The 17,832-nt window shown below is 48.3% G+C and carries 19 protein-coding genes; 11 read left to right on the top strand and 8 right to left on the bottom strand.

Going from position 1 to position 17,832, the window contains the following annotated elements; translation table 11 throughout:
• The 10 genes from ACOTZP_RS17105 (at position 1) to ACOTZP_RS17060 (ending at position 10,430) form a co-directional block, all read left to right on the top strand.
• Positions 1–1,080 carry a cysteine protease StiP family protein gene (locus ACOTZP_RS17105; protein WP_001585166.1) on the top strand — a complete coding sequence of 360 codons (1,080 nt, stop codon included), beginning with the start codon at positions 1–3 and terminating at the stop codon, positions 1,078–1,080.
• The gene (locus tag ACOTZP_RS17100) at positions 1,080–2,036 is read left to right on the top strand and encodes an HpcH/HpaI aldolase/citrate lyase family protein (RefSeq protein WP_011152965.1); all 957 of its coding nucleotides are present in this window, start codon (positions 1,080–1,082) and stop codon (positions 2,034–2,036) included. Before ACOTZP_RS17105 ends, ACOTZP_RS17100 begins: the two co-directional genes overlap by 1 nt.
• A gap of 10 nt (positions 2,037–2,046) precedes the next feature.
• Positions 2,047–3,255: a DUF4236 domain-containing protein gene (locus ACOTZP_RS17095; RefSeq protein ID WP_011152964.1), complete on the top strand. Its 1,209-nt coding sequence runs from the start codon at positions 2,047–2,049 to the stop codon at positions 3,253–3,255.
• Between the two features lie 17 nt (positions 3,256–3,272).
• Positions 3,273–3,740, top strand: a complete 468-nt coding sequence (gene terW, locus ACOTZP_RS17090; protein ID WP_001176767.1) for a tellurium resistance protein TerW — start codon at positions 3,273–3,275, stop codon at positions 3,738–3,740.
• 462 nt (positions 3,741–4,202) lie between these two features.
• The gene (locus ACOTZP_RS17085) at positions 4,203–4,841 is read left to right on the top strand and encodes a vWA domain-containing protein (protein WP_001253657.1); all 639 of its coding nucleotides are present in this window, start codon (positions 4,203–4,205) and stop codon (positions 4,839–4,841) included.
• Between the two features lie 22 nt (positions 4,842–4,863).
• Positions 4,864–5,505 carry a TerD family protein gene (locus ACOTZP_RS17080; RefSeq protein WP_000116681.1) on the top strand — a complete coding sequence of 214 codons (642 nt, stop codon included), beginning with the start codon at positions 4,864–4,866 and terminating at the stop codon, positions 5,503–5,505.
• Positions 5,505–6,143: a vWA domain-containing protein gene (locus ACOTZP_RS17075; RefSeq protein ID WP_001253658.1), complete on the top strand. Its 639-nt coding sequence runs from the start codon at positions 5,505–5,507 to the stop codon at positions 6,141–6,143. The genes ACOTZP_RS17080 and ACOTZP_RS17075 overlap by 1 nt, the downstream gene beginning before the upstream one ends.
• Before the next feature lie 84 nt (positions 6,144–6,227).
• Positions 6,228–7,268, top strand: coding sequence for a TerY-C metal binding domain-containing protein (locus tag ACOTZP_RS17070; RefSeq protein ID WP_001253656.1), 1,041 nt, complete (start codon positions 6,228–6,230; stop codon positions 7,266–7,268).
• Positions 7,268–8,905 carry a PP2C family serine/threonine-protein phosphatase gene (locus ACOTZP_RS17065; RefSeq protein WP_000081059.1) on the top strand — a complete coding sequence of 546 codons (1,638 nt, stop codon included), beginning with the start codon at positions 7,268–7,270 and terminating at the stop codon, positions 8,903–8,905. The genes ACOTZP_RS17070 and ACOTZP_RS17065 overlap by 1 nt, the downstream gene beginning before the upstream one ends.
• A gap of 25 nt (positions 8,906–8,930) precedes the next feature.
• A complete protein-coding gene (locus tag ACOTZP_RS17060; protein ID WP_001284318.1) occupies positions 8,931–10,430 on the top strand; it encodes a helix-hairpin-helix domain-containing protein in 1,500 nt (499 codons plus the stop codon).
• A gap of 165 nt (positions 10,431–10,595) precedes the next feature.
• Here ACOTZP_RS17060 and ACOTZP_RS17055 read toward each other — a convergent pair whose 3' ends face one another.
• On the bottom strand, positions 10,596–11,678 hold the full coding sequence (locus tag ACOTZP_RS17055; protein ID WP_001232447.1) for a hypothetical protein: 1,083 nt from the start codon (positions 11,676–11,678) through the stop codon (positions 10,596–10,598).
• A 360-nt stretch (positions 11,679–12,038) separates the two neighbouring features.
• Positions 12,039–12,251 (bottom strand): Hha/YmoA family nucleoid-associated regulatory protein, encoded by a 213-nt coding sequence (locus ACOTZP_RS17050; protein ID WP_001285422.1) that lies wholly within the window; start codon positions 12,249–12,251, stop codon positions 12,039–12,041.
• A 169-nt stretch (positions 12,252–12,420) separates the two neighbouring features.
• On the opposite strand from ACOTZP_RS17050, the gene ACOTZP_RS17045 reads away from it, so the two are divergent.
• A complete protein-coding gene (locus tag ACOTZP_RS17045; RefSeq protein WP_000795949.1) occupies positions 12,421–13,596 on the top strand; it encodes a tyrosine-type recombinase/integrase in 1,176 nt (391 codons plus the stop codon).
• Positions 13,597–13,897: 301 nt separating this feature from the next.
• Here ACOTZP_RS17045 and ACOTZP_RS17040 read toward each other — a convergent pair whose 3' ends face one another.
• From ACOTZP_RS17040 to ACOTZP_RS17015, 6 genes are all read right to left on the bottom strand, one after another.
• Positions 13,898–14,803: a hypothetical protein gene (locus tag ACOTZP_RS17040; RefSeq protein ID WP_001198595.1), complete on the bottom strand. Its 906-nt coding sequence runs from the start codon at positions 14,801–14,803 to the stop codon at positions 13,898–13,900.
• Between the two features lie 9 nt (positions 14,804–14,812).
• Complete coding sequence (locus ACOTZP_RS17035; RefSeq protein ID WP_000119428.1) at positions 14,813–15,775, bottom strand: DNA replication terminus site-binding protein; 963 nt, start codon at positions 15,773–15,775, stop codon at positions 14,813–14,815.
• 90 nt (positions 15,776–15,865) lie between these two features.
• Positions 15,866–16,312 (bottom strand): hypothetical protein, encoded by a 447-nt coding sequence (locus ACOTZP_RS17030; protein WP_000549069.1) that lies wholly within the window; start codon positions 16,310–16,312, stop codon positions 15,866–15,868.
• Between the two features lie 16 nt (positions 16,313–16,328).
• Positions 16,329–16,865 carry a hypothetical protein gene (locus ACOTZP_RS17025; protein ID WP_000107167.1) on the bottom strand — a complete coding sequence of 179 codons (537 nt, stop codon included), beginning with the start codon at positions 16,863–16,865 and terminating at the stop codon, positions 16,329–16,331.
• 73 nt (positions 16,866–16,938) lie between these two features.
• The gene (locus ACOTZP_RS17020) at positions 16,939–17,196 is read right to left on the bottom strand and encodes a hypothetical protein (protein WP_001371933.1); all 258 of its coding nucleotides are present in this window, start codon (positions 17,194–17,196) and stop codon (positions 16,939–16,941) included.
• A 7-nt stretch (positions 17,197–17,203) separates the two neighbouring features.
• On the bottom strand, positions 17,204–17,794 hold the full coding sequence (locus tag ACOTZP_RS17015) for a hypothetical protein (RefSeq protein ID WP_000578891.1): 591 nt from the start codon (positions 17,792–17,794) through the stop codon (positions 17,204–17,206).
• Positions 17,795–17,832: the final 38 nt, after the last annotated feature.

Raw genomic sequence — 17,832 nt, 5'->3', positions numbered from 1 at the left:
ATGCAGCCACATGACACATTTACCGGCTCATACCAGCCCGGTGACGTGGAATTTCTGCTAAAGCCGGTAGTCATTGAGATGACGCCGGTTGAGCAAAAAGAAGAGCTGATTCAGTCAGGGAAGAAACATTATTCGGACATGCTCAGTCAGGAGCCAGCGCCAACACAATGGCATCTTGATTTGTTTCACCGGGCGCTGGATCGGGGCGCAGAGAGACTTGCAAAAGAAGTCACACAGCTCGCTATTGCTCTGGCCGAACGCTTCGGTGATGAGCCCATTGTACTGGCCAGTCTCGTCAGAGCTGGCGTGCCGCTCGGCGTTATGCTGCACCAGGCCCTGCGTGACATGGGGAAAACCTCATGGCATTACGGTATCAGCATTATCCGGGATCGTGGAATTGACGGTGCAGCCCTCGACGTCATTGAAGAGCGCCATGGTACCAGCGGTATTGTCTTTGTTGACGGATGGACAGGTAAAGGCGCAATTACCGGAGAGCTTGTACGCGCACTGAAAGATCGCCCGGGCTATCCTGAGCAGCCGCGACTGGTTGTCCTGGCCGATCCCTGTGGCTGCTCCTGGCTTGCAGCCAGTGATGATGACTGGCTCATTCCTTTTGGCATCATGGGTGCGCCGGTATCAGGCCTGATCTCCCGGTCAGTATGGTCCTCTGAAGGATTACATGGGTGCATGGTTTGCGAGCATCTCAGTGAATTCGAATGCAGCCGGATGCTTGTCGATACCGTCGCCCATTTCCGTAAGAAGTTAACCCCGTCATCCCTCGCTACCCTGAGCTGGAATATGGAGTCAGCCCGGGTCTTATGGCAGACAAGTCGCGACGTTATCGCGTTCCTGGCCGATGAATTTAAAGTGGACAGCGTCAATCGTATTAAACCCGGTATTGCTGAAGCAACCCGGGCTGTATTACGTCGGGTACCGGACCATGTATTTGTGCGTTCTATTGACGACCCGGACGTTGCCTTGCTTGTAGGGCTTGCTCGTGAAAAGGGAATAGTTGTTACAGAAATGGGGGGAACCCTCGGCCAGTATCGGGCTGTAACCATTATCAAGAAGGTACTCTGATGAAAAATCGTCTTTCTCCCTGGAATCTGGGAGCCACGCTATACATGCCTGCAACACGGGAAGATATTGCTGATGCCGTCCTGCACGGGAAAATCCCGGGTTTGCGCTCTCTGGTGATTTGCCTGGAGGATGCTGTCAGTGAAGCAGACATCCCCATCGCCCTCAAAAATCTGGAGCACCTGCTGCACGAGCTCAGTAACAGCATGCGTAGCCTGGGTAAAAATGACTGGCCTCTGGTGTTCATTCGCCCTCGGCATGCCGAAATGGGCAGATGGTTAAAAGCGCATTATGATCTTTCCGCTGTCGATGGGTTTGTGTTGCCGAAATTTACCCTCAGTTCGTTAGCTGAATGGTGGGATATCATGGGCGGGACTCACCTGTGCATGATGCCAACGCTGGAAACAGAAGACGTCTTTGACGTGGTTCAGATGCGCGAGCTGGCCACTCGCCTGGTGGAACATCCCTGCCACGACCGCATTATTGCGCTTCGAATCGGCGGCAACGATCTTATGAACGTTGTGTCGCTTCGCCGCCCCCGGGACCTGACGCTGTATGACAGCCCGATGGGCTACGTCATCAAAATGCTCGTTTCAGTCTTCGGCCCGCGTGATTTTGCCCTGACCGCGCCCGTATGTGAGCATATTGACGATCATGCCGTTATGGCCAGAGAGCTGGCTCTTGATATGGCACATGGGCTTGTTGGGAAAACGGCCATTCACCCGGGTCAGATAGAGGTCATTCAAAACGCGCTGATGGTCACTCAGGGTGAGTATTCTGACGCTCTGCGGATCCTGAACTCTACCCAGGCCGTGTTTAAGTCGCAGGGAGCAATGTGTGAACCCGCCACACATCGCCGCTGGGCGGCTGGCATTCTGGACAGAGCTCGTTTTTATGGGTTACAGAACGAGCAAAGCGCTGATGGAATCAGATTACTTACCGTGACCCAGCATCATTAAGGAAATCATAATGGGGTTCAGGTTCAGAAAGTCGATCAACATTATTCCTGGCGTTCGCCTCAACCTGAGTAACGGTGCACCGAGCCTGAGTGTCGGGCCGAGAGGTGCTTCCGTTTCTTTTGGTAGCCGGGGGACCTATGCCAATCTGGGCTTGCCCGGTACCGGGCTGAGTTACCGTACCCGGCTTGACCGGGCCGCGCGTTCCGGAGGTGGAAACCGGACGGCAACCGACCCGGGGCTCAGACAGGCGCTTGAGCAGGAAGCCGCTGAACTCATGTCAGCGGTAACCGCAATCCGTAATATTCACGAGCTGACGCCGGATCCAAAAACAGGCATCAGCTGGGCAGAGCTGGAAGCAGTATACCTGCATAACAGAACGTCGCCTTTTCAGGTTCCGGCACCGGTGCGTCCAGAAAAGCCAGACTACCTTGCATTGCCGGAAAAGCCTGCCGAGAGCGAAGGCATTAGTTTTCTGGGTAAATGGTTTGAATCGGAATCAGCTAAAGCTGAGCGCCACGCCGAAAATCTTCGCCGGTGGCAGCAGGAGCTGATTGATGTGGAGCGTGAGAATACCCTTCGACAGCACCGGTACCAGCAACAACGGACGGCCTGGGCCGAACAGTATGCAAACTGGAAGTTTGAAGCAGAAGAACATGAAAAACGGCTCGCCACGGCTCAGGCAGATGCCCGGCAGCAGTTCCGGACAGACGCCGCGTTTTTCGAATCATACCTGGCGGGTGTGCTGGCAGAAACTGAATGGCCGCGTGAAACGATTGTTGCATTTGAAGTAAAGCCGGAGCTATCAGCAGTCCTGCTGGACGTTGATTTAGCTGAGATTGAAGATTTCCCTGATAAGATTTACGGCGTTAATGCCCGGGGCACGGAGCTGACGGAAAAAGCCATGACGCAAAAAGCCGTACGCGAAAACTATGCCCGCCACGTCCATGGCTGCTTGTTCCGCCTGGTCGGTATCGTTTTACATACGCTACCTTTCGACAACGTGATTGTGTCAGGCTTTACGCAACGGGTCAGTAAGCGGACCGGCTATCTGGAGGATGAGTATATCCTGTCCTGCAAATGCACTCGCAGCCAGATGTCGTCAGTAAATTTTGCAGGCATAGAACACATTGATCCGGTTGAAGCGTTAGGCGATCACCCGGTTATTCGAAAGATGAGCAGTACCTTCATTTTTCAGCCTATTGAACCACTAACCCTTTAAGCAGGCTAAATCTTACGATGCAATTAAATACCAGACAGGCCCGGATTTTTAAGCTTGCCAACTTACTGGGCACCGGCAAGCCCGTTTCCGCTGCCGACATTATAACCAGTCTGGAATGCTCAGAGCCGACATTAACCCGGGCCCTCAAAGAGCTACGCGAGTCATATTCTGCGGAGATCAAATACAGCAAGGCAGGTCATTCCTACCATCTCGTTAATCCGGGCCAGCTGGATAAAAAGACCCTTCGCCGGATGAATGAAGCGCTCGCACAGAATGCTGAACTGAAAACCGGTGAGTCTACAGGGAAGGTCGTACTCGATAAGGATAAAAAAACAGCCGTGTCCTTATCGCTACGCATGCGGATCTTAAGAAAAATTGACCGTCTGGCTGCGCTGAGTGGCTCGACCCGAAGTGAAGCGGTAGAGAAGCTGGCTCTGCACTCCGTTGACGAACTGATAAAAGAATACAGCGCTAAAAAGTCCTGACGCTAAATCTCAGACCGGGGTGAAAACCCCGGTTTTGTCATATTTTACCTCTGTATTGGCGTGACGTAGTTTTGATCTATTCTCCTCCCGCAATGCCAGCAGCGCCTTACTGACTACAAAACCTGGTGTCTTGACATCCTCTTGTGCTACACATCAATCTTTGGGCGTTTTACACTCCATTCATGCAGATCTGTGATGTATGATGAATTTCATACATAAGACAGTTTATTTGTCCGAGTTTTTTCAGAAATCTTATATTCCAGTCCGGTCTGAATTATTTTTCTGTTGATAAGAGGCCATTCACATGTCGGTAATTCTATGGTGGTTAACTTATTTCTTTAATGCCGCTTCTGAGTATTTAATCTCCACCCGACAGATGTCGTGCCGTTTTATCAAATCAACAAACCCTGGCCTCTTCCTGAAACTACTCTCCTCTTCCGATCTCTTAAGAAGGAATTACATTTGAGACGCTTACCCGTATATCTGCTACTCGACACGTCCGGCTCTATGCACGGAGAGCCTATCGAAGCGGTTAAAAATGGCGTTCAGACGCTGCTTACCACGCTGAAACAGGATCCGTATGCACTCGAAACGGCTCACGTGTCAGTGATCACCTTTGATTCTTCAGCCCGACAGGCAGTCCCCCTGACAGACCTCCTGAGTTTCCAGATGCCAGCACTAACAGCCAGCGGCACCACGTCTCTTGGCGAAGCGCTTTCCCTCACGGCCAGCTCCATTGCCAAAGAAGTACAGAAAACGACGGCTGACACTAAAGGTGACTGGCGTCCCCTTGTATTCCTGATGACGGATGGAAGTCCGAATGATGACTGGCGTAAAGGCCTGAATGACTTTAAAGCGGCCAGAACCGGCGTTGTTGTGGCATGTGCAGCCGGGCATGATGCCGATACCAGCGTCCTCAAAGAAATCACTGAAATCGTGGTTCAGCTCGATACAGCTGACAGTTCGACGATTAAAGCTTTCTTTAAATGGGTCAGTGCGAGCATTTCGGTAGGCAGTCAGAAAGTGGAGTCCAGCAAAAAAGAAGTGATCGGTCTTGAAGACCTGCCACCGCCGCCGCCAGAAGTAAATGTGGTCTTATAATTTTATTGATTAAGGGGATATCATGTCTGTCAGTCTGAGCAAAGGCCAGGGCGTAAGCCTGAAAAAAAATGAATACGATCTCTCGTCCGTTACTATCGGCCTCGGTTGGGATATTAATGAGGAAAAGAAAGGTTTTCTCGGCGGGATCTTTGGTAAAAAAGAAGAAGAATACGACCTTGATGTGATCGCTTTCCTGTGTAATTCAGCCGGAAAGGTGACCGATCTCGGCAATGTGGAAAATGGTAAACCAACGCTTGTGAATGGCGATATCATCTTTTTCAACAGCCTTCGCCATAAGTCAGGCAATATCTGGCTGACGGGCGATAACCGAACCGGAGCCGGTGACGGTGACGATGAGCAAATTATTGTGCGCCTGAATTCCCTTGACGCTCAGTACGAGAAAATTGTGTTCATCGTTCAGATCTACAATGGTGAAAAGCTCCAGCAGCACTTTGGTAAAGTTCAGAATGCCTTCATCCGGGCAGTAGATGCCCGTAATATTGAAATGGCACGATTCGATCTTTCTGGCGGACCCGCCTTCGCCAGCCAGCGCTCCATGGTCTTTGCCGAGCTGATACGCGAGGCTACAGGCTGGAAACTCAGGGCAATTGGTGAGCCTTCAGAATCAGATTCGTTTGTCTCGCACCTGAGGAATTACATGTGATGCGCCGCCTGCCTGTTTACCTTGTTATCGACACATCCGGCTCGATGCGCGGTGAGTCAATCCATTCCGTTAACGTTGGAATTCAGGCGATGCTTAGCGCTCTTCGCCAGGATCCCTACGCCCTCGAAAGCGTTCATATCTCCATTATCACCTATGACAATGAGGCGCGTGAGTTCATTCCTCTCACGCCGCTGGAAGACTTCCAGTTTTCTGACATCGTTGTGCCAAGCGCAGGCGGGACGTTCACCGGTGCTGCCCTTGAATGTCTGATGCAGTGTGTTGAACGGGATGTACGTCGCTCAGATGGTGATACCAAAGGAGACTGGCGTCCTCTGGTATTCCTGATGACTGATGGAACCCCTTCTGATGCCCTGGCGTACGGTGAAGCGGTAAAAGCGATTCGCGGCCGGGGATTCGGATCCATCATTGCCTGCGCCGTTGGTCCTAAAGCAGGCCATGAGCACTTAAAACAGCTCACCGATAAGGTTGTGTCTCTGGAGACGCTAGATTCAACCGCGTTTGCAGGTTTCTTTAAATGGGTATCGGCCAGCGTGTCTTCCGGCAGCACAAGCGCGGGGATTAATAACGGAACTGATACCCTTCCCCCTCCTCCACCAGAAATCCAGCTGGTGCTCTGACAGACAGAAAGGTGCTGTTTCCGGGCAGCACCTTTCTGTACAGCAACGTTTTCTGCTGGCCGTACCAGCCGTACGAGGAAAATTATGAGACGCCTTCCCGTGTTTTTTGTCCTGGACTGTTCAGAGTCCATGATTGGTGAAAACCTGAAAAAAATGACTGATGGTCTGCAAATGATCGTCGGAGATTTAAGAAAGGATCCACACGCACTTGAAACAGCCTGGGTCTCGGTAATCGCATTTGCCGGTGTAGCCCGTACGATTGTACCTCTTCACGAAATTGCCTCGTTCTACCCTCCCCGCCTTCCCGTTGGCGGCGGTACGAGCCTTGGAGCTGCATTGCGTGAGCTGACCGTGCAAATTGATACCCAGGTCAGAAAAACCACTCATGAGGCTAAAGGCGACTGGAAACCCGTCGTGTATCTCCTTACCGACGGACGTCCGACTGACGACACAACCGCAGAAGTGAAGCGCTGGAAGGATCACTACGCGAGTAAAGTGAATCTCATTGCCGTTGGCCTGGGGCCGTCAGCGGACCTGAATATCCTGCGGCAACTGACAGAGAATGTCATGCTGTTCACCGAATCTCAGGAAGGGGACTTTACCCGCTTCATCAAATGGATCACGGCCTCGGTTACGGCGCACAGCCGCAGCGTCGGGGACGACAAACAACCTGAGCTCAGCCAGACTGAATACATAGTCCGGCTGGCCAAGGACGAGCCAGTAAAAGCGTACGACGAAAACTGCGTTACGCTTACCGGCCGTTGCAGCAAGACCCGTCGTCCGTACCTGATGAAGTATGAACGGCCACCAGCAAGGGTTTCCGGGCTCGATTTCAGTCTGAACCTGAACAGCTTTAATATTGCCGGATGCTATCCCATCGATGAGGACTATTTTGCGTGGTCAGATGCCACCGCTACCGGTTTGCAGGTAAATACCAGCGAACTGCATGGCGTACCGGGTTGCCCCCACTGCGGTAATGCCAGTGCGTTTGCCCTGTGCTCATGCGGAAAGTTGCTGTGTATTGACGGCCCGGATGACGTGATCTGCCCGTGGTGTGAAACAGGCCTGTCATTCAGCAATGATGGCGGAAACACTAACTTCGACGTAAACAGAGGGAGAGGTTGATGTCGCAAAATGCTTTACTTGAAGAGAAGATTATCCGCTTAGTTCTGTCTGAGCTGGGCCACCCTGTTGAAGGTGAGCGGCTTTTACTTCTATCGCAGGACCCATCCCTTACCGAAGAAATTATGCGGCTTAAAGAGCGGATTGAGAGCCTTGCACAGGGTTTATCTGCGCGGGTTAGCGAAGGTGATAACGACGCAGAGATTGCCGCCTCGTCAGCATCCAGTCTTTCCGATCAGCAACAAACGGTCGTAAGTGTTGCTGATAACCCGGGCATTGACGCTACCGATACATCAGCACTGCAACCCCTGCCAGAAAATGAGCCTCATCCTCCGTTCTGGAAGCTGATGCCTTATTACGAATTTGATAAACCAGCACAGAGGGAAGACGAAAACCTGTCTTCCCTGGTATTAAAACCCGGGCAGATACCGACAGGCCAGCAGCGGGCCAGCTTAGCTGTGCCACCTGCCGTTCCCCCGAGAGCTAAAATAACGATCCCCAACGCCCGCGCAGGCGAACGTTTCTCTTCGCCGGTTGCTATCGTTCTGGGTGAGGGCCAGCAGGCTACTGTCAGGGACGTTGTCTTTCCCCGGAACATTGGCCTGTCTTTTGACAAAGAACAGGAGTTGCTGACAGGTACTCCCACCGAAAGCGGCGATATAGAGCTTTCAGTAATCTGGTCATGCACGTCGCACGACGAATGTGAAACAAAACAGCTATTTATAATCAATCCCGATCCGAGAAGCCTGTGGAAGGTGGTAGAGCCACCAGCAGACGCTCCCTACCCTAAGTCCCATCTGGACGCTGCTGGCCTGGTCAGGGGTGATATACGTATTGCTGCCGCCAGTCGCCGGGGACGCTCTCATGAGCATGCCGGAAGCTTCAGAGATGACGACTTCTACATCAACCACTGCCAGGAAACAGGATGGTCTGTCATGCTGGTCGCAGACGGAGCCGGTAGTGCGGTAAATTCCCGGGAAGGCTCCCGGATTGCAGTCAAAACGGCTGGCGATTACCTTTTAAATCAGCTCAGTGGTGTGAAAGGCGTCCATTTAAAGCAGCACATCACGGCGTGGGAAGGGAGCGATCAGCAGGCAACAATAAACGCCATGCTTCATCATTTTAAACAGGCAGCTACGCTCGCGGTCAACAGTATCCAGAACGAAGCCATTTGTGCAGAACAACCTGTGAAATCCTATTCAACAACCCTTCTGGCAACTGTAGCGCTACGAACTGATAACGAGCTGTTTGCGGCTGCATTCTGGCTTGGTGATGGTGCGATAGGTGCATACAGCCCTTCCGGTAAAGTCAGGATACTGGGAAATCCCGATAGCGGAGAATACGCAGGACAAACCCGTTTCCTTGACCAGAGCATTATCGCAGACCCCTCGTTTAGCGGCCGCATCAGCGTGGGTAAATGGAATGATGTATCTCACTTGATCCTCATGACAGACGGCGTCTCAGACCCTCTGTTTGAGACGGATAATGGGCTTCGCAGTGACGAAAAATGGACCCGTCTCGTTGATGAGCTCAACCCTGTCCTTACAGACGCCAGTATTGCGCCTGAGAGGTTAGGCGACTGGCTTAACTTTTTCTCCACAGGGAACCATGATGACCGCACTATTGCGGTGTTGTGGTAAGGGATACGCTTTTTCGGTGATCAATATGGCAAATATCGTTACGTGCAAAACAAAGGACGGCGAAACAGTCCAGTATGTTGACGAGGTAATTGGTTCGGGCTCGATGAAGGATGTTTACTTTTCGCCTGATAAATCATACGTCGTCGCTTTTTATCATAAACCGCAGAACGAGCAGGCCCGGGATCGGATTGATATGATCACCGGACGCTACAGGCAAAACATTTTTGGCCAGTCCGGAGGTGAATACTGGAAGGACCTGTTTTGCTGGCCGACCCATGTTGTTGAGCATGGGCATAAAATCGGCATCGTGGTTCCAACCTACAAAAGCTACTTTTTCTTTAAATACGGCTCTAAAAACGATGATTTTCTTGGCATAAAAGGTCGTGAAAAGGAAGGCAAATGGTTTGCCAGCGCCAGCAACCAGAACAAATTTCTCGACCCACGTGAACGAGGCAATACGCTTACCTATCTCAAGGTCTGTCTGCTGCTGACAAGAGCCGTCAGAAGGATGCATGCGGCAGGTCTCTGTCACAGCGATCTAAGCTATAAAAACGTGCTTATCGATCCAGAAATGGGACATGCCTGCATCATTGACGTAGACGGCCTGGTTGTCCCTGGAAAGTATCCTCCCGACGTGGTGGGCACCCCGGATTTTATCGCTCCGGAAGTGGTGAAAACCAGTCATCTTTCCAAAGAGGATCCGAACCGCGTATTGCCAAGCATTACTACTGACCGTCATGCGCTGTCGGTGCTTATCTACATGTATCTGTTCTTCCGTCATCCGCTACGTGGCGGAAAAATACATGACATGTCGGATGAAGTACGTGATGAGACCTTATCTATGGGTGAGAAGGCACTCTTCATTGAACATCCGACAGACAAAAGCAATGCAGTCAAAGTCAGTCAGCTATCGTCCTTTTCACTGCCCTGGGCTGACCCGGAGAAAATTCCTTACACCATCATGGGCCCTTATCTGACACCTTTGTTTGAGCGCGCCTTTATAGATGGCTTACACGATGCCACTAAACGCCCGACCGCCGATGAGTGGGAAAGCGCCCTGGTTAAAACAGTCGATCTGATACAGCCCTGCCAGAACAAGGCGTGTGAACAGAAATGGTACGTTTTCTCGGGTAAGACAAAGCCGGTTTGTCCCTACTGCGGTACGCCATACAAGGGTAAATTACCGGTTCTAAATTTATATTCTTCCCGAAAGGAAGGCAGTTATCGTCCTGACGACCACCGGTTGATGGTGTGGAGCGGGCAGTCAATCTATGCGTGGCATGTGAATCGCCTCATTGCGCCAAATGAGCGTACAACCGATTTGCAAAGGAAACGAGTTGGGTATTTTGTTTTCCATAACGATCAGTGGTGGTTAGTAAATGAAGGCATAAATGGGCTTATGTCATTACCGGATAAACGACAGATTGCCATTGGGGAAAAAATTGAACTGACGAATAACGCTCAGTTTGTTCTGTCAAAGGAGGAAGGCGGCAGGCTGGTCGTCGTTCAGTTAGTAGAAAACTAACGGACGCCCATAACGACTAAAACGTTCTGGCAGCATACTGAACCTGTTTAATGAATCACTATATTAAGCTGTGTCAAATTTAAGCTGCCAGAAAAACTGACTGTCTGTGCCGGATATGCGGTACACCTCCTGCGGCAAGGGTTTAATGCGCAAAGCCCAATTTATTTATAAGAGTGAATAGTTTTGTGGCTCTACCCTGCCGCTCTCCTTTCCTGTGTCATGGTTTTTAACATCTGAAATACTGACATTGTTAAGCCGGTGATTGTATAAGGCGATGCGGACAATCTCATGAAGATATTCAAGTTCGTTTTGTGTCAAGGACTGGCCTTCCTGGGTTTTTGAAATCATTTCCTGCCAGCAGATCAGTCTTTCGTAACTGACATGTTCGCTGTTTTCCAGGCAGTGCAACCTGAAATAGCGAAGGAACAAAGGAAATTCATCGGTCTGAGCGATGTCATAAGCCCGAACCGTTAACCTACACAGACATACAATCGTATCCTGCTGTAACCTGACTAACGCGTTATGACTGCCCGGAAGGATATCAGGCAATTTCATCTTACAGTCAGCAAGGCGCTGAAGAAGAGGCCCTTCCTCTGAAGGCTCCCGTCCCCGATACTCCTGAAGAGGTTCAGATTCAAGTTCATGCATTAATGGATGATATAGCCATTCCCGGGAACTGGTCTCATCAATGATCAGGCTTTCAATGCACTCACTGTATGTTGTTTTACGTCGCCCGAGCTGCACCTGACTGATTTCATATTCAATATCTGGAAGATCGATACGCAATGCGGCAACTCTTTCGGAAGGATGAAGGTGGTCAAAGGTTAACTTCGCAGAAATGCTACGATCCCTGTCCAGAAAGACGGCCACACATAAATCATTAACCTTTACGAACAGATCAGCTGTGCCTCCGAACATACTGCCGCTTCCAATAACCTCATTCAGTGAAACCGGCCCACCATCGTCGCCAGCGAGAAGATTTGGGAAACCAAGAACCTGGTGCTCGTTGATGACTTCAATAATTTTTCCCCGGATGGCTTCCATCAGACCATCACAGTCACCGGCTACAGCAGTACTGTGTGAGAAATGCCAAAGCTTGACCTCCCCCTGCTTTGCTAACAGATCAGTTTTGCAAGCGGGGCAGATGCAGTTACAGTCGATACCCCGGCTGACCTCTGTAATATCTAAAAAGAGTCCTGATTCTCTCTGGAGTCCAAATGGAATACCAAATGTGTAACTCTTACGCATGGCTGCACCCCGTTTTTGATAATTATTCAAACTATATCCGAAATAACGGAGGAGGATTTCTGTAAAACGAATTAAAAGAAATGATTTTTTAGTTTTCCAGATTAATGTTTGACAAGAATCAAATGAGAGCCTTACAAATATGGAGAGAGAAGTTTAGGTAAAGTAACTTTTATCACAACTTCTAAAATTAAGGAGAATATCGGATGTATTTAGCAGTGGGCTTGGCTTATGATTAAAGTCTTTCTCCGAACTTAATAAGAAAGTTAAAAAGACAGGCTATTACAGTGCCTTTAGCCCCGAAAGGGGCATAAACTATTTTCAAATCCAGACACAGTCTTTTTGTTGTGCCAATATCAATAATTACTCGCGAACAAAGGTCCACACACTCGCAGGAACTTTGTCATATAACTTTTTCATTGTCAGTTCAGCTTTACGATGATCATAAGCACCAGAAATTTCAAGAGAGGCGACACCCGAGTTTTTTTCACATAACCTTTCAAATACTTTTTCGAGCGTTTCGAACGAACTACACTTACGGAATTTCATTAAATAAGACTGCTTTGTGTCAGACATAATCAACCTTCTTTAGACAGGCCTCAACTGGCCAGGGATAATCTTAATATCATTTTTCACTTAAGCCTAACGATTTCACAACCTTTTTCGTTGTTTCCACCCTGTTCATAACCAGGTACATGAGTGCTAAAATGACTGTAAATAAAACCAGTGTATCCCGGTGAGCAGGATGAAGAATCAATCAGTGATCAGACAGTTTTCGGAAAGCGAATTGCATCAGCAGCTGGAAACGTTCGGCAACCATGATAAACAGCTTTCACGCTTGATCCGTTACTTTTCCCATCTGAGATACAACACAGCTAAAACCTATCTGCACTGGCTACGAGTATGGAACGAATGGTATCAGGCGAATGCCCGGTTGCATACAGACTGGCCAGTAAGTTCGCTCCCCGTGTCTGAGGAAGCTCTGCTGGCGTTTATGGGGCATCTTGAAGGCAAATTGTCACGAAGCAGCATAAACAGCTGTCTTCAGGCCTTAAACAGTATCCATAAAAAAGGGCTTAACCTGCCCGGGATTATTACGTCTGAAGCATGGTACATGCTGGAAGCCTTAAAACAATCGGAAGCCCGGAAGCGAAAGACGACTAAACAGGCAACTCCCTTTCTTATTGGCGATCTCAAGGCTCTGATAAAGTTACGCAGTACTACAAACTCAGTTCGTAAGCTTCGTGACCTGTGCCTGATCTGGACAGGCTTTGAAACACTGCTCCGTTCATCCGAAATTCGCCGTATACGTCTGAAAGATCTGTCTCTGGATAGTATGACCGGTGAATTTAACCTGACGGTATACCGTACAAAAACGAACATCAGTACACTTCTTACCTACCGGCTGACACGTCAGTTAACTAACTGCCTCTTGAGATTGATGAACCTTGTGAAAATGGATCAGCACAGTCATCCGGATGAATACCTTTTCCAGGCCGTAAATTTCCATGATACAGGCTATATGCCACCCGGCTGGAAGCTTCGGAGTAAAGGGAATGAGCTATCTGAGCTTCTTAAACGGCATAACCTGCCCTACCGTGCTAAACAAAGTCTTCTGAACGATGAAGATGAGGAAGACACTGTGGACGATGCCGGTATGCTCAGCAAAAATTCCCTTTTACGGGCATTTAAAGAAATGTGGAATGAGCTTTATCCAAATGAGACTAAAACCCGTTACTGGACAGGGCACAGCGTTCGTGTAGGCGGTGCGATACAGCTGGATATTGAAGGTTACTCGCTACCACAGATTATGGAAATGGGGAACTGGTCGAATGAAGAAATGGTTATGCGCTACATTCGCAATATTGAAGCTGGTAAAAAAGCCATGATCAAGCTTATGCGAAATGCCTTTGATGAATAGCGCCCTCACGGGCGCATAACTTTATTTTTTCTTGAACGGGTTAAGTCTGGTGAGATTAGAGAGTGCCCCTCCCGGAGGCAAAATTCCCGTCCTTTTATATTTGTACACGCCATTTAATTTCATTGTCTGGATTCCAAGATTAATAAGCGTGACAAGTTTAAGGGTATACAGGAGTGTAAATTGGGGAGCAACCTGAATAAAAACTAATAACAAGCCTGCACACATTACACGTAGCCATGCCGCGTACTCCATGCTCAGCGGACGCTTGAAATAGAATCTTTCGAGCAAATCAACTGTCTTATTACTGATCCACGCCGCCGCCACTGAGAGTAACAACACGATGCACACCATAATGCCCAGTTCCATTTTCACTCCCTTCTCTTTTAGTCTGTTTAAGTTGAGGCTTAGCCACAGTAGTTTTGTTTTTTGCTTTTTTCTTAGGTTTGGTATGGTGAAACAGAAAACAATCCACCATTACCCAACCATTTTTATATCGAGCCACCAGCATCTTCTGGCTGGGGTAATGAGCATGAAACAGCATTTTCACGTCCATGGTGCCCATCAACGACTGTTTGCGCTTTAGCTCATCCTCAGCCATCTGAAATTCTTGTAAGAATTCTGAAGACAGACGCTGACGCAGAATTCTTATGGCACTGGAGTTTTCATCATTCTTTGCCAGGTGCCCGAAGCGTACAAGTGCCTTGTGGGTTATCTGGATGGGTCCCAGATGAGAGCTGAGCTGTTCGTACTGCCAGAAGTAGGTCAAATCCACCTTAACCCAGCTGATGCTGTCCAGCAGAGCCTCGTTCATGATGGTTCCGGACATAGGTACCATTGTCAGCCTGGCCAGACGCATATGTATGTAGTCCGTAAGCAACCTCAGCGACTCAGGAACGTTTTTATTGAGTAGGAGATGCTGAAGCACCGGGGTTGCGGTCTGCCAACACAGATTGCGCCCGTCAGGCAGGAAAGCAAACTTTTGATCGTCAGGCGCAGAGTTCGAAGCGTTTTCCTTACGAAGCAAAAAATAATGGCCGCACAGCAGCTCTGCTCTTACCTGGTCCTCGTCAGGGTCATGTCGGGCTTTACTTAGATCAACGGTTAGCACAACGCGGTTAATCGCATCAGCGTGATATTTTTTTACCCAGACGCAGACACGATAGAGACGCTCATCGATTTTCTGGCTGGCTGTGGAAATCCATTGCATTGTTGTTCCTTAATTTTCGGGGCTGACAATGAAAATGCCCAGCTCAGCCCCCGGCACGAGTTCTGTATATTTCAGGCTCAGCTTCCGTTGGTTGGACGGACCCTGGCTGTTTTCAGGAGCCCAGTCAGAGAGCGTTTTTAATTGAGGTATGTTGCCTGCTGCGAAAATGGGCAAGGATGCTTTTACTACTGAATAATCAGTCTCAGCATATTTATTCCCGTTTCGTTCCTGCCCTTCAGGCCTAAATGCAAAAATGTGAGCAATCGGAACAGGGAAAGAGTTAGTTCGACAAAGGCGATAAGATTCGCCCTGCTTCAGTGGGTGAAATTCAAGACGGTGTAAAGCCTTATCGATATTAGACACGACATTCAAATTGGTAGTTGCTACATTTTTTACTTCTGAGGCTCTCCTGCGCTCCAACAAACTCACAAGTTGCTCTGCTGTTTTAACTTCCTGGTTTCGGTTTAGCCGCCATGAAAAAGTAACTTTTTTAAGCTGGGACTTGATGAAAAGGATATTTCTTGTTGAGTGCATAGCGACAAGGCCCGGGAGCTTCTTGTGCACTTTATCAAAACGGACATTCTTTTTATTATCGATACGCCTCATTGCCGCAGCAAAATCATTTTTTGCTTCGTTTATAGAAGTGATCAAGCTTTCGAGAAGATCTGCTCTTTCGGGGACAATGATTAGACCCGGGTATTTAGTGGTTACTTTGGTGGAATCATGACTTAATGACTCTATGTCATCCACACAGATGTCAGTAAGTGCCTGAATAATTTCCTCAACCGAAGCATCGTCTTTAATACTAACCCTGATGGGTTTAACCTGCTTCAAGCGCTCTTCTGTTCTAGATACGGTGGAGACAGTCATCAGGTTTGCCATCATCGGGGGGGTGTTCGAAAGAAAACACTTGAGCGAGTCGATGCGTTCCAGAATCTGGTCACGAAAATAGGGCAAATCGTCATAACTCATACGTTTCTCCAGGCTCATGTTATTTCCAATCAATTTTGCTGCCCAGGCTGACCTTGCAGAACATAAATGTCATGTAAACCTCTAAAGAAGTCATTTTGAAACAGCTTTCACAGCATGCGATTTATGTTCGATAGGGCTCATGAACAAAGGATGATAATGGAGACGCCATGGATAGTGGATAGTCTTACCCACCTGGGTGATCCGATTGAGGCGAAAACGACCATTTATACAGTCAACTGACCAAAGCCCGGGAGAAACTAACCTCTTCCAGCGGTAAAAAGAGAAACCTGCAACACAGAGGTCATGCTCCAGGAAATGTTGAGTTTCGACGACGCGAACTTTTATCAAAAACCCCAGCATTGGCGAAAACCAGATCAACAACCATGTTGGCGGCAGGATGACTTTGTTCAGGAGATGATCTGTCATAAGCAAGGCAGATAACATCAGAAAACTGATAGTCAACCACAGGGCCATCCAACCGGCCCATACGCGGCTCTGACAGGGTTTCCATTCGAGAAGAAAAAGTTTTTTATGCATTCTGCCCCGCCTAATTTTAATGTATTGCCGAAGTATGCTGCATCATGATGGTGGTGCGGGGAAAGATTTCAAACTTCCACAATTCTGAAGCCGTGTTCCAACCATGAAAGATCCCGTCTCCACAGCGAGTGTTAAAAGCAAGAATTTCATCCCTGACCTGGTAAGCGAGCACTTCTGGCATATCAATAAACTCAGGTAAGGAAAGAAGAATTCCATGGATAACTTCTCCGGTTAACTTACTCATAACCTCTTCCTCAGACAGGGCAGCGTCCGGGAACAAACACAACGGAAGTGAAAAACAACATAGGTCAAGACCAATAGCAGCCCTTCCTGCGTCGTAGCCTTCTTCATTAACGACAAAACGAAAGAATTTTTCTGTCTCACCCCGTAATGATGACGGTCCTTCAGACGGAACTTCAATACCACTGAAGACTTTATCGGTCCAGTTGGTAAAAGGACTGGTGAAAACCCAACAAATTAAGGATAACGCCAGCTCTTCCTTAAACATACGTTCAGTGCCGGTAGTTCTGGAAAGTTGCTTTTGAGTACTCATGTTTTACCTGTTGCATGAAATTATTGATGTTATATAAACACAACCGGCATTTTATCTAATAGGTTTGAAAACACTAAAAATCGCAAATGCTGGTACCTTTCTGTTTTAAGAGATTTTCAAGGTAAAGTGAGGCTAGATCAATTGGCTGGTTCTCTTCAAGACAGGCTCGCACAAGATCTTCAATAGAGACCGAATCAACCCCCCTTCCCTGTAAAATTTCTTTAGCAGATGCCAGCGTTTTATGAACGCTTCGACTTAGTTGTAATCTGACTTGTGTGCGGGTATCAAAAAGACAATCTTCTGTGACACTTTGTGAAACGGTTCTACTCATTGAAAAATCACTCCATTTCTGGGATCGAATGAAAATTAACAGCTATAGATGTATCAGGTTTCCCATTTTCTACGATACTCAACCACGTACGCGCTGAGATTTGTTGTTCACAGACGAGTATGTAACCTGTTCCCTGTTGATGATGTAGCTCAAGAGCTTTTAGGATAGGCTCTGAATGAGGTCCGAGAGCATCACGCGTGTGAATAAGCGTTTGCTCTGGCAATACGTTGCTAAGCATAGACAGCAGAACATTACGCTCATCCTCATTATCCGACAAAACAAGAATTATACGAAAACCCGTTTTTATACGAAATCTGATTTCTGAAACTAACTTTCTTAATCTTAATTTATATATGACCAGGCGGAATCGAGTCATCAGTAAAGAGACCACTGTGAAGATAACGATTACTGCGCCATATTTTGACCTGTAGAACCACCAGTTAAGGCCTCCAGCAACTATCAGGATTAACATTAAAATTAAACTCCCATAGAAAAAAAGTGCTGGGTAGCGAGTTGTCTTTCCTTCAATTAGTGCTGAGGCAAATATCAAAATGGATATTCCGTAAATTACCCAGTCAAAAATACTTTCTCCAATCATTCTTTAGTGAACATCCTTAAAAGTGGAAATGTAGGTTT

The organism is Enterobacter cloacae complex sp. SYL001 (genome assembly GCF_049237025.1).
Lineage (GTDB): Bacteria > Pseudomonadota > Gammaproteobacteria > Enterobacterales > Enterobacteriaceae > Enterobacter > Enterobacter intestinihominis.
The sequence above is the reverse complement of the archived record's forward strand: the minus strand, read 5'-3'. Positions and strand labels throughout refer to the sequence as shown.

Coding starts and splice junctions, on each gene's coding strand:
- ACOTZP_RS17105 (WP_001585166.1), top strand. CDS start 1: ATGCAGCCACATGACACATTTACCGGCTCATACCAGCCCGGTGACGTG.
- ACOTZP_RS17100 (WP_011152965.1), top strand. CDS start 1,080: ATGAAAAATCGTCTTTCTCCCTGGAATCTGGGAGCCACGCTATACATG.
- ACOTZP_RS17095 (WP_011152964.1), top strand. CDS start 2,047: ATGGGGTTCAGGTTCAGAAAGTCGATCAACATTATTCCTGGCGTTCGC.
- terW (WP_001176767.1), top strand. CDS start 3,273: ATGCAATTAAATACCAGACAGGCCCGGATTTTTAAGCTTGCCAACTTA.
- ACOTZP_RS17080 (WP_000116681.1), top strand. CDS start 4,864: ATGTCTGTCAGTCTGAGCAAAGGCCAGGGCGTAAGCCTGAAAAAAAAT.
- ACOTZP_RS17075 (WP_001253658.1), top strand. CDS start 5,505: ATGCGCCGCCTGCCTGTTTACCTTGTTATCGACACATCCGGCTCGATG.
- ACOTZP_RS17070 (WP_001253656.1), top strand. CDS start 6,228: ATGAGACGCCTTCCCGTGTTTTTTGTCCTGGACTGTTCAGAGTCCATG.
- ACOTZP_RS17065 (WP_000081059.1), top strand. CDS start 7,268: ATGTCGCAAAATGCTTTACTTGAAGAGAAGATTATCCGCTTAGTTCTG.
- ACOTZP_RS17060 (WP_001284318.1), top strand. CDS start 8,931: ATGGCAAATATCGTTACGTGCAAAACAAAGGACGGCGAAACAGTCCAG.
- ACOTZP_RS17055 (WP_001232447.1), bottom strand. CDS start 11,678: ATGCGTAAGAGTTACACATTTGGTATTCCATTTGGACTCCAGAGAGAA.
- ACOTZP_RS17050 (WP_001285422.1), bottom strand. CDS start 12,251: ATGTCTGACACAAAGCAGTCTTATTTAATGAAATTCCGTAAGTGTAGT.
- ACOTZP_RS17045 (WP_000795949.1), top strand. CDS start 12,421: ATGAAGAATCAATCAGTGATCAGACAGTTTTCGGAAAGCGAATTGCAT.
- ACOTZP_RS17040 (WP_001198595.1), bottom strand. CDS start 14,803: ATGCAATGGATTTCCACAGCCAGCCAGAAAATCGATGAGCGTCTCTAT.
- ACOTZP_RS17035 (WP_000119428.1), bottom strand. CDS start 15,775: ATGAGTTATGACGATTTGCCCTATTTTCGTGACCAGATTCTGGAACGC.
- ACOTZP_RS17030 (WP_000549069.1), bottom strand. CDS start 16,312: ATGCATAAAAAACTTTTTCTTCTCGAATGGAAACCCTGTCAGAGCCGC.
- ACOTZP_RS17025 (WP_000107167.1), bottom strand. CDS start 16,865: ATGAGTACTCAAAAGCAACTTTCCAGAACTACCGGCACTGAACGTATG.
- ACOTZP_RS17020 (WP_001371933.1), bottom strand. CDS start 17,196: ATGAGTAGAACCGTTTCACAAAGTGTCACAGAAGATTGTCTTTTTGAT.
- ACOTZP_RS17015 (WP_000578891.1), bottom strand. CDS start 17,794: ATGATTGGAGAAAGTATTTTTGACTGGGTAATTTACGGAATATCCATT.